Annotated in this window: 9 protein-coding genes; 4 read left to right on the top strand and 5 right to left on the bottom strand. The window is 45.1% G+C overall.

Annotation, left to right across the window (positions count from 1 at the left end; all coding sequences use genetic code 11):
• Window positions 1-47: 47 nt before the first annotated feature.
• The 4 genes from A3860_RS34530 to A3860_RS34545 all read right to left on the bottom strand — a co-directional run bounded on the left by A3860_RS34530 (window position 48) and on the right by A3860_RS34545 (window position 7,981).
• Complete coding sequence (locus tag A3860_RS34530) at window positions 48-1,880, bottom strand: M1 family metallopeptidase (protein WP_081155160.1); 1,833 nt, start codon at window positions 1,878-1,880, stop codon at window positions 48-50.
• Between the two features lie 123 nt (window positions 1,881-2,003).
• Window positions 2,004-3,995 carry a SusD/RagB family nutrient-binding outer membrane lipoprotein gene (locus A3860_RS34535; RefSeq protein ID WP_081155161.1) on the bottom strand — a complete coding sequence of 664 codons (1,992 nt, stop codon included), beginning with the start codon at window positions 3,993-3,995 and terminating at the stop codon, window positions 2,004-2,006.
• Between the two features lie 20 nt (window positions 3,996-4,015).
• A complete protein-coding gene (locus A3860_RS34540) occupies window positions 4,016-7,201 on the bottom strand; it encodes a SusC/RagA family TonB-linked outer membrane protein (protein ID WP_081155162.1) in 3,186 nt (1,061 codons plus the stop codon).
• A gap of 30 nt (window positions 7,202-7,231) precedes the next feature.
• A complete protein-coding gene (locus tag A3860_RS34545) occupies window positions 7,232-7,981 on the bottom strand; it encodes a DeoR/GlpR family DNA-binding transcription regulator (protein WP_081155163.1) in 750 nt (249 codons plus the stop codon).
• Window positions 7,982-8,198: 217 nt separating this feature from the next.
• Between A3860_RS34545 and A3860_RS34550 the strand changes: the two genes are divergently transcribed.
• The 4 genes from A3860_RS34550 to A3860_RS34565 all read left to right on the top strand — a co-directional run bounded on the left by A3860_RS34550 (window position 8,199) and on the right by A3860_RS34565 (window position 12,133).
• Entirely contained in the window at window positions 8,199-8,750 is a 552-nt protein-coding gene (locus A3860_RS34550; RefSeq protein ID WP_081155164.1) for a class I SAM-dependent methyltransferase, read from the top strand.
• Window positions 8,751-8,788: 38 nt separating this feature from the next.
• Window positions 8,789-9,937 (top strand): glycosyltransferase family 2 protein, encoded by a 1,149-nt coding sequence (locus tag A3860_RS34555; protein ID WP_081155165.1) that lies wholly within the window; start codon window positions 8,789-8,791, stop codon window positions 9,935-9,937.
• 8 nt (window positions 9,938-9,945) lie between these two features.
• The gene (locus tag A3860_RS34560; RefSeq protein WP_143774414.1) at window positions 9,946-11,427 is read left to right on the top strand and encodes a hypothetical protein; all 1,482 of its coding nucleotides are present in this window, start codon (window positions 9,946-9,948) and stop codon (window positions 11,425-11,427) included.
• 64 nt (window positions 11,428-11,491) lie between these two features.
• Window positions 11,492-12,133 carry a DUF998 domain-containing protein gene (locus A3860_RS34565; RefSeq protein WP_158085454.1) on the top strand — a complete coding sequence of 214 codons (642 nt, stop codon included), beginning with the start codon at window positions 11,492-11,494 and terminating at the stop codon, window positions 12,131-12,133.
• 12 nt (window positions 12,134-12,145) lie between these two features.
• On the opposite strand, the gene A3860_RS34570 is transcribed toward A3860_RS34565, so the two are convergent.
• On the bottom strand, window positions 12,146-14,740 hold the full coding sequence (locus A3860_RS34570; RefSeq protein ID WP_081155168.1) for a phosphatidylglycerol lysyltransferase domain-containing protein: 2,595 nt from the start codon (window positions 14,738-14,740) through the stop codon (window positions 12,146-12,148).
• Between the last annotated feature and the right edge of the window lie 130 nt (window positions 14,741-14,870).

Here is a 14,870-nt window from a genome sequence, read left to right on the forward strand (position 1 = left end):
CTCAAATTACTTTTGAGACAGCCTCTTTTTTCTTTTCCTGGCCTGCATTAATTCGCCAGCCAGGTATTATCTTTTACATTGGCATCCATAAATATGCCACCGTTTAGTTGCAACGACTTTACCGTTTTTTTGGTTTTAATAGTTACAGTTATCTCTTTTTGGTTTTGCTCCCAAACTATGGGTGTTTGATGAAAGCTTTCTGTTGATCCGTCGTCAAAAGTGGCGATCACATCAAAAGGAACCGCAAATCCACCAACGTTCTTAATGTTCAGCGCGTATCCTTTTTTAGTTTTATCAGCCTTTACCAGGTTGAGATCAATGTAGTAAGGCGTAAAGAACCAGTTATAAAAGAACCAGTCCAGCTTCTTTTTAGCACCCTTTTCCATTGAATAAAAATAATCCCAGGGAATAGGATGTTTACCATTCCAGTTATTCATGTAGTTGTGCAGCCCCTTCCTGAATAATTTATCGCCCAGCAGGTCCTTTACGGCAAGATAGCTGAGCGATGGTTTTCCATAGCTGTTATTACCACCACCAAAGGTAACATCGGGGCTGGGGGTAATGATGGGGTTCTCTTTTGTGTGGGAACCGTTGATCCAGCGGATAACGCGGAATTGTTTATAAAAATCATCAGCGGCTTTCTGGCCTTTTTCTGCAATGCCGATCAGGTATTCAAAAGTAGTGGCCCAGCCTTCGTCCATAAAGGCATAATAACTTTCGTTAATACCCATGTAAAAAGGAAAGTAAGTATGGGCCTGTTCATGGTCCTGCACCAGTTGGGCAAAAACGAGGTCGGAGGTGTGGCTGTCATTGATCATCATCGGGTATTCCATATCTGCAAATCCCTGGAATGCGTTTGACTTTGGATAGGGATACGGAATGCCCGGCCAGTTATTCGAAAACCAGGCCAGTGAATTTCTGCCGAACTGTACCGATTGATGAAAGTCGTTCGATGAATCGGCAAAGGCCGCCTGCATGCTTACCCGCCGGTTGGTTCTATTGTCAACCACAACGCTTGCTGCATCCCAGTCGTAATGGTCGCTGATGCCGATGGCAATATCGCTGATATTACCGGCAACCCATTTCCAGGTATTGGTGGCATTTTGTGCAGTGACTTTTTTGTTGCTCCAATCAGCTACGGTGGCAACGTGTATGGTGCTATCGCTTGTCATTGACTGTTGCAGCCGTTCGGCAATAGCAGGTTGTAACACTTCACCCGGGTTTTGCAAGGTGCCGGTAGCCCATACCATAAAATTGGTGGGAACGGTTACATTTACCGTATAGTCGTTGAAATCATTATAAAATTCCAGGTTTCCCGTATGTGGTTGGGTGTCCCATCCTTTATAATCGTCATAAACGGAAACCCGCGGATAAAAATAAGCGAGATAAAAACTGTTTGAATCAATTATTCCCTCGCGCGCAGGCCTGTGCGAAAGCGTATAATGCCATTTAATGTTAAGCTTTATAGAATCGTGCGGTAGCAATGGATCAGTGAGGTCAACCATTTGATTTGTGGTAACAGCTTTACTGTTGTCCCAGGCCACTTTGTTTTCCCGGATCACAATTTCGTCAACCTTGATGCCGCCGGTACTACGATGCACATTCATGATCATTTTCATGTTCAGGCTTTTCAGCGTATCGGGACTGTTATTGAAGTAAACGATCTGCTCTACTCCCCGTATGGTGCTGTCGGGCGGCATTACCGTTAAAGAGATCGTATAACGCCCACGGTTCTGCCAGTATTTTTCGCCCGGTTTGCCATTGAGCGAGCGCGTGCCATTGTCGTAGGCTTTTTGTATTTCAGGAGGCATGGTGAGGGTTTGGGCGCCGGATTGCAAACCCAGGAATAAGGAAGCTGCGATGAAAAAGTATCGTATCATATTTAATTACTAAACAATGTAAAATGAGCGGTAAATTAAATGAAAAAGCTATAACTGTAATAACCGCCCAAATAAAAAGCCGCCCCATTACTTTGGAGCGGCTTCATTTTTCTGTTTTAATTACTATTTATTAAGGTATCCATAATATTCCCCATCTGTTGCGCAATCCCACCAAACAGGCATACTCCAGATGTTGGGGTCTGTAGCGTGTGGGTTTATGGCAAGGGCATTGGTGAGGTTATAATTCAATTCAAGGGTGGTTGGTAAAGACCACCGGCGTTGCCAGTACCGGGGATCAGTTTTGCCGCCTCCTGTATATTGGGCGGTGCCTGCAAATAATGGCCCGCGATCGTACCCGGGATACACCACGCCAAAGGAACCCACATTACCGGCGCTGAAATTAAACCGGCGCATATCGTTCCAGTTCTCAATGCTGCAGCCCATGGCAATATATTTTTGCAGCATGATGTCGGCCATGGTTAAAGTACCTGCACCTGCCACCGCATTGCTTGTAAGATACGTGTTGATGTCGGTTTGATTCATTGGCGCCATATCGGGATTGGTAGCCGTATACGTGGCGGCCTGCCATGCAGTCAACTTTGCCTGCATCATATTCAGGTGCGCCTGTATACCTGCGATATAGGCTGTGTATGCATTGGCAACATCGCCTTTTCTCATATACACTTCAGCCTTGATAAAGCACATTTCATGGTAGGTGAGAATTTCCTGGTCACTAACAGGGCGAACCTGGAAGGAACCGGTAGAGGCAACAGCGCCTGCCGAAAAAGCGGCGGCAGATGGATACCAGCTTACATCTTTTTCGCCCTGGGCGGGTATGCCCGAGGTGGCCAGCGCACTGCTGCGCATATTTACATACGCCGTATCGCCCGCATACAGGTAATTGGTACTGTTTATAAATATGGAACCTGCCTTGTAGGTTACCTTTACGGTATCTACATTGGTGGTGAAAGTACGCCCTGCTGCCACCTGGTCGGCAATGAAATTTGCACGGTCCGTTGCATTGGTGATCTTATACGCTATGGTGGTATTCAATATGGCATAAGTGGGCGTTACAATAGATGCTGCACCGCCTTTCACCAACCGCGCCGAGGCGCCGTATGAATCAACGCCTTTAGAACGGTTCCAGGTAAAAGACGTCACTTTACCACTGGCATCGAGTTGAATATTCGACATGGAAGCTGGCACTATTTTAGTCATCCGCGGATCAGTAACGCCCGCACCGCGCATATTGGTAAGGAGGTTGTAATAGTACTGCGAAATGCGTTGGCCACTGCCATAAGCCACATAATCAAAGTTGCCGTTGGTTACAACCGGGTCGCCCAATAAATAGTCGGTTACTGTACTGTTGTTATAACCTGGTTGCACTACATTGTCGGCAATGCTCTGCGGTCCTTTTGACAGGAAATATAAAACGGAATCTGCATTGAACAGGTCCGATTTTTTTGACAGCTTAAGCATGTAGCGGGCTTTCAATCCGTAGCATAATTTTATCCACTTGTTTACATCGCCGGCATTCCACATATCGCCGCTGGCAAGGGTAGGGGCAGTGGCATCCTGCGTTTTACTGAACAGCTCAATGGCTTCATCCAATTTTGCCATACACCCGTAGTAAATGGTTTTGCCATCATCAAAGCCAGGGCTTGCTGTTTCGGATAATGCCTGGGTGTAAGGCATTTCTCCATATACATCCAGCATTTCCATAAAACCCAGGGCATGGAATACATCAGCAGTAGCCATATAATGCCAGGCGCCTTTTTTCTTTGCGGAATTATACAGATCGTTCAGGTTGGAAGCTACTTCCACAAACCAGGTTTGATAAGGGGTTATATTACCTGTTGAGGCTATCCAGGTTGTGCTGAATGCATTGGCACTTGCTGTGGTGCTATAGTAAACCCCGGCCTGGCAGGAAGTACGGAAATTGGTAACTCCTGCTGTGTAACAATAAAAGTGTTGGATCCAGGGCAACCTGTTTTGAACCAGTACCGTTTCATTGTTTGGGTTATTGGGGTCGGTATTCACATCGAGCCATTTTTTACAGGATGTTGCACCTAAAACCAGCAGGCAGCCGATTATAATATATTTTGAATGTCTCATGATTTCCTTTTTTTCATTGATTAAAACGTCATATTTATCCCGAAGGTGAAACTTGCTACGGCGGGCACGCCCAGGTAATCGATACCGGTTGAACCCGATCCTCCTGTTCCGCCTGCTGCGCTTACTTCAGGATCCATTCCTTTGTAGTTGGTCCATGTAATTAAATTGGTGCCTATAGCCGTTGCCGAGAGCTCCCTGATGATCTTTTTATTCTTCAGGATGCCCGAAAAGTCATACGTTACCGACAAAGAACGCAGTTTCACCCAATTTACAGAAGTGATAAAATTCATGGAATTGGCTGCGTAGTTCGACCAGTACTGCTGGATCATATTCTTGCCAGAAAATGTAGTGGTTCCAATGGTATATGACTTATCTGCCTCGTAGGTTTGTTCAAAATCAGCTCCTGTATTGGCATTGACGCCGCTTACGGTTACTGATGCGCGGTCATTCAGCAGGGTCCTTTTACTTAAACCGTTAATGACCATAGCATACTCTGTTCCGTTATACACATCGCCGCCTTTGCGGAAGTCGAGCAAAAATGATAATATGACATGTTTGTACCGGAACGTATTATTAAAGCCGCCGATGAAACTGGGTTCGCGGTTACCTACGATGGGGTTATTGGTGTTCAGTTTATATAATCCCGTTGTAGGGTCTACCTGGTAGCGGCCATTGGGGATCTCCTTTTTGTCGGCATCCGTTTCACGCAGGTAAGTGGTACCCGTCATACCCAGGAAATAGCCACCGTTGGGAATGGAGGCTGCTTTTACAGTTCCAAATTGAGCGTCGGTGGGGTAAAAATAGGCTACGCCCGGAAGGAAAGTTCCCAACCGGCCTTTGTTATACGAGAAGTTCAGCATTACATCCCAGCCAAAATCCTTTTGTACGATCGCTTTACCTGTAAGGGCTATTTCCATCCCTTTGTTAATTACTGAACCTGAGTTGATGGATTTCAAAATATACCCGCTGGCATTCGACAAACGTGGCTGAGCAATCTGATTCTGTGTTTCACTATGATAATAGGTATAATCTAACCCAACACGGTTACGCAGAAAACGCAGCTCGCCGCCAATTTCCCAGGAATTTTGAATTTCTGGTTTTAAATAAGGATTGCCACTGGTATACTGATTACCAATTCCGGTAAAAGCACCAATGGAGATGGGATTATTTACATAAGTAAGGGTCGCATAGGGGTTGGCGTCTTTACCAACCTGCGCCCAGCTTGCCCGCACTTTACCAAAGGAAAGAATTGGGATCTGGGGCAACAATTGCGAAAAAACAAAAGAGCCGCTCACCGAAGGATAAAAATACGACCTGTTATCTACAGGCAGGGTCGACGACCAGTCGTTACGTCCTGTTGCAGTGAGAAAAGCGATGTCTTTATAAGAAATGCCAACCTCGCCATAAGCGCCTACCAGCCGTTTTTTTGTTGTACCATCTTTAAAAAATTGATTGGTGCTTATTATATTACTAAAGCTGGCCGTACCGGCAGTAACAAAGTTGTATCCCCAATGATTCTGGTTTACCCAATCCGTATTTTCTGAAGTGGTCCCCAGCATCAGGTGCGTATCAAAACCCCTGAATGTTTTATGAAAATTGGTCATTACCGTTGTGGTAAGGTAGGTATAGCCATACAGATCCTTGCTCAGGCGCCCGTTCTGATATAATTGACTCACCGCAGAGCCCGGGTTAATATAGGTATAATCATTGGTGTTATACTGGTCGTAGCCCAGGCGTGCAATCACATCCCACCAGTTGGTGATTTTATAGCTGGTATTGATGCCGCCGGTAATACGTTTGGTCTGTGAGGTTAATTTATCTTTATTGATGATCCAGTAAGGATTGTCAATATCGTTTTCCAAAGGGATCGGTCCACCGAATTTGCGATACTGGGTGCCATCGATGTTTGCATAGTTTTTCATATTGAATACCTGGGGCCAGCTGTATACAGCGCCCATGGTTCCATTACCACCGCCGCTGTACAAACCGGCAGTGGTTAAGGTTCTGTCGGTATTGGCAACAGAATAGGCAACATTGGCATTCAGGGTCAAACGTCCATATCTTTGTTCGCCATTAAAACGGAAAGTGGTTTTGTTATAACCTGTTCTGCGAATGATACCCGTTTGATTAAAATTAGAACCCGATAAATAAAAAGAGCTGTTCTTTGTACCGCCCGATACGTTTACGTTGTTATCATATACAATACCATGCTGAAAGAAATCACCGATATTGTCGTATACGGTATCTGCTGAGGTAAGTTTTTGTCCCCACGAGTTAAACTGGGGAACTGAAGCCGCATTTAGCGTGGGCGTAATATTGTTAAAAACGCCATTGCTGGCATACAAACCGTTTCCAAATGCTGTTTGCGCTTCAGGCAGCTTATTGGCCCAGGAAGTGATCACCTTACTGTTCACATTGACCTTTATCATGCCTTCAGCGCCTTTCTTGGTGGTGATAATGATAACACCATCTGCCGCCCGCGATCCGTACAGGGCTGCGGCTGCCGCGCCTTTCAGTACCGACAGGCTTTCAATATCTTCAGGGTTAATATCCATAACCCGGTTCGAGTAAGTGGTATTACTGCGGCTTAACCCATCGGTACCCGTATTACCGGTAACGGTAGTTGAGTTATCATATATAACGCCATCAATAACAAATAAGGGCTGGTTTTGCCGGCCATCTGATGTGGAGTTACCACCGCGAATGGTGATAGAAGCGCCGGCGCCGGCCGCACCGCTGAATTGGGTAATGTTTACGCCCGGAACTTTACCAACCAGGGAATTAACGACATTGGTATTTTTATTTTTCATTAATTCCGACGCATTTAATTCGGTAACCGAATAGCCCAGGGCCTTTCTTTCTTTTTTAATACCCATAGCCGTAACTACAACGTCCTGCATTTGGCCGGTTTCGCTTAATGCCAGGTGTACATCCATGCCGGCTTTGGCTTTTATTCTTTGTTTGGAAAAGCCCACATAGCTGAATTCCAGCAAAGCATTCTCTTTTGCATTAATGGTGAATTTGCCACCCATGTCGGTAATGGTTGCCCGGTCGGTGCCAACAATAGTGACCGTAACGCCGGGCAGGGGAGTGCCATCTTCTGAACGCACAGTTCCGCTAATGGGAACGCCTTGCGCCATCAGGTTGGTCGTGATCATGTTTAAACTAACAAACATGATCCAACTAAAAAGCTTCCATGTTCTCATACTTTTTACATTTTGGTTTGAATTTTCTCATTATAGTACCTGAATACCTGAGTCAACATAGGGTTTCAGCAGGGGATCATCGGGTGGAAGCTCTGTGATAAGCACATCGATATGCTGGATATCACAGATGTGGATAGGTTGTAACGTATTGATCTTTTCGGAGATGGTTAAACAAACCGTTTTGCGGGCCGATTGTATCATTGCCTTTTTCAATTGCACCACTTCCCAATCGTTGTCGGTGATGCCATGTTTCAGATCGATGGCGTTGATGCCTAAAAAGCACAGGTCGGCATTGATCTGTTTGATGCGGGCAATGGCTTCGGCGCCAATGGTAATTTTGGAGTTTTTCGAGATGCGGTCACCGATCATGATGACATCGATGGTGGGGTGTTGCATATATTCCAGGATGGCCGGAATACTGCCCGACATGAAAGTGGCCCTTAGCTGGCGGGGCAGGGCGCGGGCCAGCTCAATGATGGTGGTGCCACCACTGGTAAGCACAAACATATCGTTTTGTATGAGTGCAGCTGCTTTATGGGCTATGATCTGCTTATGGTCCTGTGAGTAAACGATGTCGGCCGGGTAACGTACTTCGCTGAATGAGTGGCTGAGGGCGCCACCGTGTACTTTTATGATCTTGCCTTCATCGGCCAGTTCCTGCAAGTCCCTGCGGATAGTATCTTCCGATACCCTGATCTCCTGGCTTAACAATGAAGATAGAACCTTGTTATGCAGGTGCACCTGGTGCAAAATATAGGCCTGACGCTCTTTTTTAAGCATAGCAGTTGGTAGAGATTATATGTAAATGTAATCATATCTAACGCAGAAAGGAGCATAATAACGAATAAATAACGCGATTTTATGCTGTTTTTAATCTCTGAAGGTTAATTTGATGCGGGTTTGTGCGGATAATATGTCTGGCATGTTGCTGTTTGCGAGTGGCTGAAAGCAGAAAGGTGAATTTGTTCATTTGCTTTTGAATGCACAATTTCGCAGCATGACATTCCTGGATAAGTACCTGCAACAAAAGCGTATTAAAATGGCTGCCAAGTATATTCCATCAGGCAGCACAGTATTGGACATCGGCTGTCACCAGGGCGAACTCTTCAGGGCCCTGGGCAAAAAACTTCATTATGGCTGGGGCATCGATCCGTTATTGCAACAGGAAGTAAGCACTGGAAATTTCTCCCTGGTAAAAGGGTTTTTTCCGGATGATTGGCGAACTGCCGCGAAGGTCAATTGTATTTGTATGCTCGCCGTGCTGGAACATATTCCGCTCTTATTACAGCAACAGATAGCTGTTACCTGTGCGCAGCTGCTCACGCAGGATGGCCTTATCATTATTACAGTGCCTTCTCCAAAAACAGATACGCTGCTGGCCATCTTAAAAAGATTGCGCCTTATAAAAGGGATGTCACTTGAAGAACATTATGGCTTTGATCCAAACAGTATACCGGCTGTTTTCGGGCAAGCGGGTTTTACGCTCCTTGCGCACAGGAAATTCCAACTGGGGTTCAACAATGTATACCTCCTGAAGAAAACTTTTTAATATCTTTACCTGGTAACTTCAATTAACCAAGCAATTTAATGCCCGCAACGAGCCTTAGTATTGTAATGCCGTGTCTCAATGAGGAGGAAACACTACCTGTTTGCATTTCAAAAGCCAAATCATTTATAAAGAAACTATCGATCCCCGCAGAAATCATTGTGGCCGACAATGGCAGCACCGATAATTCCCTTGCTATATGCCACGACGCAGGCATACGCTGCGTGCACGTTGCTGCAAAAGGGTATGGATCTGCATTGCACCATGGCATACTGGAAGCAACCGGCAGCCATATTATTTTTGCGGATGCCGACGATAGCTATGATTTCAGTGAGGCCGGGGTATTTATGGAAGCCTTCGATCATGGGTTTGATATTGTAATCGGCAATCGTTTTAAAGGGGGTATAATGAAAAATGCCATGCCTTTCCTGCACCGGTATCTTGGTACCCCTGTTATTTCATATCTCGGCCGTCGGTCATTTCATGTTCCCGTACGAGATTTCAATTGTGGTATGCGGGGCGTAAAAAAGTCGGCCTATGAAAAGCTGGAGATGAAATCGCATGGGATGGAATTTGCTACGGAGCTTATTGCGAAGGCTTCTTACAAAAAGTGCAACATTACGGAGGTGCCTGTAAAATTATACAAAGATGGGCGGGGAAGAAAGCCGCATTTAAAGACCTGGAGCGACGGCTGGAAGCATCTGAAGTTGATCTTATTGCTGAGCCCCAAGTGGCTGCTGCTGTACCCGGCCCTTTTTTTTATGGTGTTAGGGCTTGTTTTAGGCGGAAGCATTCTCTTCAATCAGGTACGCATCTTTAACCTGAATCTCGATATACACACCTTATACTTTTGCTCTGTATTCCTGGTGCTGTCATTGACCTTTATGGAATTCTATTGCATGGTAAGGATCTATGGAATGAGCCGGGAGCTTTACCGGCAAAACGGCATCACCTTATGGATCTCCAGACATTTGAATTTTGAAAAAGGATTGCTCATCGGGGGCGGCCTGTTCCTGGCAGGTATCGCCATCAATACCACTGCCCTGTACAAATGGTACCAGGTTTACTTTCGTCAGTTAAACCCGGAATCCATTTTCAGGATTATAATCCCCGGTGGATTTTGTATGATTGCCGGGTTGCAGTTCGTAGTGTTTTCGTTTTTTATCACGATGATCAAAAACAATAATTGAAAGGAGAAATGCAAAAAAGTATAGGGCGGAGACAAGCGCTGTTCATCGTGTTATTGCTTTTTGTGGTCAGCATTCTGCTGCGCCTGCCCAACATAAACCGGCCTCTTTCCAAACACCATGAATACAATTCTGCCGTCATACTGGTAAATATAGAATCATGGCGGCAAGCCGGCGGTGGTTATCGTTTTCATTACGTTCCATTGTTAAACTATCAGAACCCGGGCGACAAATGCCCGCAGGATCTTCCAAATATCGATTCATCGGGAAACATCCTGTACCTTTCATTTGGCCCGGGATGGTATGTTATCCCGTATTTTATTTACCAGGTATTTCATTTGCCTGTTGAGCCGGTATACCTTCAGGTGATCAATCTTTTTTTCAATCTCGCTGCCGTTATCCTGTTGTTCCTGCTCTGCGAACGGCTGTTTGATGCCAGCCAGCCCCGGAGATATCAAAGCATACTTTTGGCCTGCTTCCTGTTTATGTTCTCTCCCGGTATTTTATGGTATCTTGGAAATGGCTATGTCACTACCGGCATCATGATGCCCTTTGTCATTGCTGCACTCTTATTGCTTATCCCCATGCTGCAATCGGCGGATAATATCCGCACTTCCAGGTTGATTTTTTTGTTTTTGCTTATCATAGTGTTGGTATATATTGACTGGTTCGTGCTGTTTCTCTCGGCAGTAAGTTCGGTCTATATCTTATTTAAGATCCGAAAGGACAAGAGATATCTCCCGCTTTTATTTGCAATGGCAATTGCATGTATTACTGCCATCACCATATTGTTTATCCAATTTGCCTCCTATGCAGGTATGGACAACCTGATGAAAACCCTGCTGTTTCGTTTCACGGGAAGAAGCATCGTCAACACAGGCGATCCGTTTATTGTAAGGGTTGGTTCTATTGTTAAAAATATTGTCACCTCCTATTTTCCTTTATTATTACTCCTGCTTTTGTCCCTTGCAGTTGTTTTCTTTAAAAAGGTGAGAACAAGCTTTACTGCGCCGGAAATTACGTTCCTGGTTATTTATGCACCGGCTGTATTACTGTATAACCTTATTTTAACGGAATGGTCGGCTGTTCATGAATTTGCGTTAATACCGCTAAGCATTCTGCTGGTCATTGTGGCAACAAGGCTGATCATCACGCTTGCCGCCAATCGTGTTTTTTACGGCGTAATAGCGACTTATTTTGTAATAGCCTGTTGTCAATATTATTTTATAAACAGGCCGGGCAAAGTGTCATGGGATGGAACTCCTTTTGATATTTACAAAAAGCTGGGGCAACAGGTGCAACAGGTGCCGGCTGACTATAAATTATTTATGAATAACTGGAACGCCGTGATCGATGTGTATGCACACCGAAATATCACCCCGGTAGTTAATATTGATTCAGCCAGGGCCTACATGCACCGGTACAACATTCCGAAGGCCGTCTGGATCGATCATCGCAACTATCAATTACAAAAAATAGTTATTCTTCGATAGACAGGCGCTTACCTGATCCGGCCTTTTTTATTTAAATTGAACGGGAAATAAAGCCGCCATTCATTTGAAAGCACCTTCTTCGTGGTTCGTTGTGTTTACTGCTGTTTGTTGTTTTGTTGCCTGTGCGGGTGATTTTGCCGTGACCTTTATCATCGGGTTTATTTATAAAAATTATGATGCGCTGAACCAGTCAGAAAGTTACCTCGGCACGGCCAACAGTCCGGTGGCGTTGTACATGAATACCTGGGAAGTGGTCCTAAGTATCCTGGTTGTATTATATGCATACGGATTACGAAGAACAATTTTTAACAAAGGCTTCTGGCAGCATTGGGCGGTATGGCTCATCGTTCTATATGGTTTGGGTGAAGGTATTGGCTCAGGACTGTTTCCATATGAACATGCAGGTGATGAACTGGCGTTAATGGGCATACTGCATTTATTGTTCAGCACAATTGGCGTGGTAGCCATTGCGGTACTTTCTTTTGTATTGCTGAAAGTATTTCCGAAAAAGTTATTTCCCCGGCTTTATGCCTATACCCGCTTTGTAGCCTTTAGCGGATTGTCCTTTATCATCCTGTTCCTGCTGGCTAAAATGCAAATAATACCGCTGCGGGGACTTTGGCAGCGATTGTTTATTCTCGATTATTATTCTTTACTGGTTGTTGTAGCTGTTGAAATGCTCATAGAACATTTCAGGAGTATTTAGTATTTGTTTACATTAAGGCTTCATTACATGGCGAATGGCCAGGGGCAATTGCAACAGATCAAAATCATTATCGTAAACAAGGTATTTGTTTTCCCACAGGGTGGCATATTTCTCTTTGAAGTCACGCAGGCCTTTGTAATGCTGGAACCGTTTTATTTTTTCAGCTGCCAGTTTAATGAGCTGCTCGGCCGTATTATCGGGTTGGGCAATACCCGACATAGGCACCAACCCCAGGTTTAAATACAACTGTTTACGTTCTTTGGCATAAGCGATCAGCTGAATGATCAGGGCGTCCATAACGGCTGGCGGTGCGTCATTGCTTCTGCGTATAAGATCATAGGTGCATTCTTCCTCAGCATAATCGGGAATAATATTCAGAAAAGCTTTTATGGAACCTCCGGCATCCTGAACAACAATTACATCCTGGTGCATCAGTTCCTTTTCGTCGAACATGCCCTGCGAAAAGATCTGTTCTTCCCTGTCATAACTTTCCAGCCATTCATTTGATACCTGTCGAAGTGCTGCCAGTAAGGTGGCTGTATGCGGAGCGGTATGCACCGAAACAGTATACCCTTTTTTCTGCAGGCTGTTTAATCCGTTGCGTAATGATTTTTTATCCCGGCCTTCGAGGGAGAATTCGTTTATGTTCAGGATCGCTTCCTGCCCAATCATGAGCTTGCGTTTCTTTAACTGGCTAAACCATAGAACGCTGCTTTCATCGACCCGGTAAAAAGCCGGCTTTAAACCCATTTTGCGGCACTGCCGGTCAAATTCCTGCAACACTTCAACCTTGCATTCTTCTGCACAAACTGGTTCTTCCAGTACAATGGCAAAACCGCCTGAGATGCGATAGGCAATAAAGGCCTCATGGATATCTGAAAAGAAAAATAATTTGTCTTTATATACTTTGAAATAATCAATGGCCGAATTACCAAACTCGTTCAATAAGAACAGGGCGCGCTCGCGGTAATTTTCGGTTACCGTATGTTTTTTTATATGCGGTTTAATAAAGGTGAATAATAAGAATGCCCAGGTAAAAAAGCCCAGGGCCCTGATGAGCCAGATCAATTCATGGGCGAACCTTGTTATGGGATGAAGCGAGGTATCGTCGGCCAGCAGTATACTTCTTATAGTATGAAACAGCGATTCCTGCCAGGTGAAATCGACGCCGAAATGCCGGGGTTTAATAAAATAGAAATTAAGAAAACCAAACAGGGCCACTGCTGCAAAGCTGATGAGGGCGGTTTTTAAGCCGGCCTGCATCCATTTATTGCTGCTGCGGATGCGGTATTGCGATGCGGTGGTTATTAATACTATAAGGGTTAAACACGAAAAGATCGCTTCTTCGTAATCGAGTGCTTTTGTTAAATGACCAATTAACGAAAAAACCGACAGGGTAAGTGCAATGATCCAGGCATTGCGCAGTCCGCGAAATAAAAATGCCGAAGTGCCCAGCAAGGTTAACCCGATCAATAATACCAGCAGGTGCGAAGCGTGAATAGTAGTTAACGGCAGGTACTCCCGCAGCAGGCGCGTACGGTTATGGATAGGAGGGGTGATAACCGATATAATGTTTACAATGCCCAATGCGAAACACAGCAATACGGGTGCAGCCCTTAAGAATAGTTTTCTTCCTTTCCAGCACAATGCAATAAAGCCGGAAAGCAAGGGCAGCCAGAATTCAAATACCCGGTATAAAATGGTAATGGATAAGGCCTGGGTGCTATCGTACCCGAATTGTTGCAGTACATAGGCCATGGATAATTCCACGGCGCCCAACCCACGCAAAAAGGGCGACAGTATCATCATTAAAACAGAAATAATATAAGCCGCAGCCGATGCACCAAAAGAAGCCGGTGCGCCCAGGGCCAGCATGGCAATGTATAAGTGCACCATGCCGCACAGCTCAACCCCAATTGAAAACCCAACAGCGCCTGAAAAGGAGGGCAGGTTAACGTTCGTGGCAAATACCTCGTTTAGGGTGGGGGTGAAAGAAGGGAATTTTTTATCGAGCCACTGGTACAGCTTCTTTTTTTGTTTAATTGAACGCACGGCTAATGCCAGCCCGGTAATAATGAGCAGGGAAGCAAGTAGTGCGAGCCAGGCGTTTTTAAAACGGCTGGTTACATAAACGGTGTAAATGACAACCGGCAGCCCCACAATAAAAACAGTGAGCAAACCGGCAAAGGCAAATAAACCGCTTGCCTGGTGCACCTGTGGTTGATGAAAACCCTGTTTACGTATTTGTGAAGGCGAATAAGCCAGTGCACTAACACCGCCTGCCGGTAAAAAAACACTTACAAAATTCCGTTTCAGGAACAGGATAACGGCGTGCGTCCATTTCAGCTTCAGTTCAATAGCGGCAAAACTTTTGCGGTACATGCCGCCCTGGAAAAGAATATAAATAAAGGTAACCGTTAAACCGGCGAGCAACCAAAATGGCCGTGCCTGCTGTATTTGCGGAAGAATGGCCTGCAGTTCTCTTCTTTCACTTCTGAAAAAAACAATGGCCAGCAGCAGGGTGAATATAGCGAGGATCTCACGCCAGTAAGGTTTTGGCGATAGCGATTTCAGATTTATACGGTTATTTACTTTTTTAGTAGGCATATCCGTAAAAATTTGTACTAAGGTAGAAAAAGCCGGGAGAAATGGGATTGCTTTTACCTATTATCGAACAAAATCACTAAAACCCGGGGCAGCTGCACAATTATCTATCGCGCTGTGCAAAGCCCGTGAA

Origin of the sequence: Niastella vici (genome assembly GCF_002077945.1) — a bacterium.
GTDB classification, from domain to species: domain Bacteria; phylum Bacteroidota; class Bacteroidia; order Chitinophagales; family Chitinophagaceae; genus Niastella; species Niastella vici.

What these genes read in the sequence shown, in the direction of transcription:
- A3860_RS34550 (WP_081155164.1), top strand. Translation starts at nt 8,199, where the DNA reads ATGACATTCCTGGATAAGTACCTGCAACAAAAGCGTATTAAAATGGCT.
- A3860_RS34530 (WP_081155160.1), bottom strand. Translation starts at nt 1,880, where the DNA reads ATGATACGATACTTTTTCATCGCAGCTTCCTTATTCCTGGGTTTGCAA.
- A3860_RS34560 (WP_143774414.1), top strand. Translation starts at nt 9,946, where the DNA reads ATGCAAAAAAGTATAGGGCGGAGACAAGCGCTGTTCATCGTGTTATTG.
- A3860_RS34540 (WP_081155162.1), bottom strand. Translation starts at nt 7,201, where the DNA reads ATGAGAACATGGAAGCTTTTTAGTTGGATCATGTTTGTTAGTTTAAAC.
- A3860_RS34535 (WP_081155161.1), bottom strand. Translation starts at nt 3,995, where the DNA reads ATGAGACATTCAAAATATATTATAATCGGCTGCCTGCTGGTTTTAGGT.
- A3860_RS34555 (WP_081155165.1), top strand. Translation starts at nt 8,789, where the DNA reads ATGCCCGCAACGAGCCTTAGTATTGTAATGCCGTGTCTCAATGAGGAG.
- A3860_RS34570 (WP_081155168.1), bottom strand. Translation starts at nt 14,740, where the DNA reads ATGCCTACTAAAAAAGTAAATAACCGTATAAATCTGAAATCGCTATCG.
- A3860_RS34545 (WP_081155163.1), bottom strand. Translation starts at nt 7,981, where the DNA reads ATGCTTAAAAAAGAGCGTCAGGCCTATATTTTGCACCAGGTGCACCTG.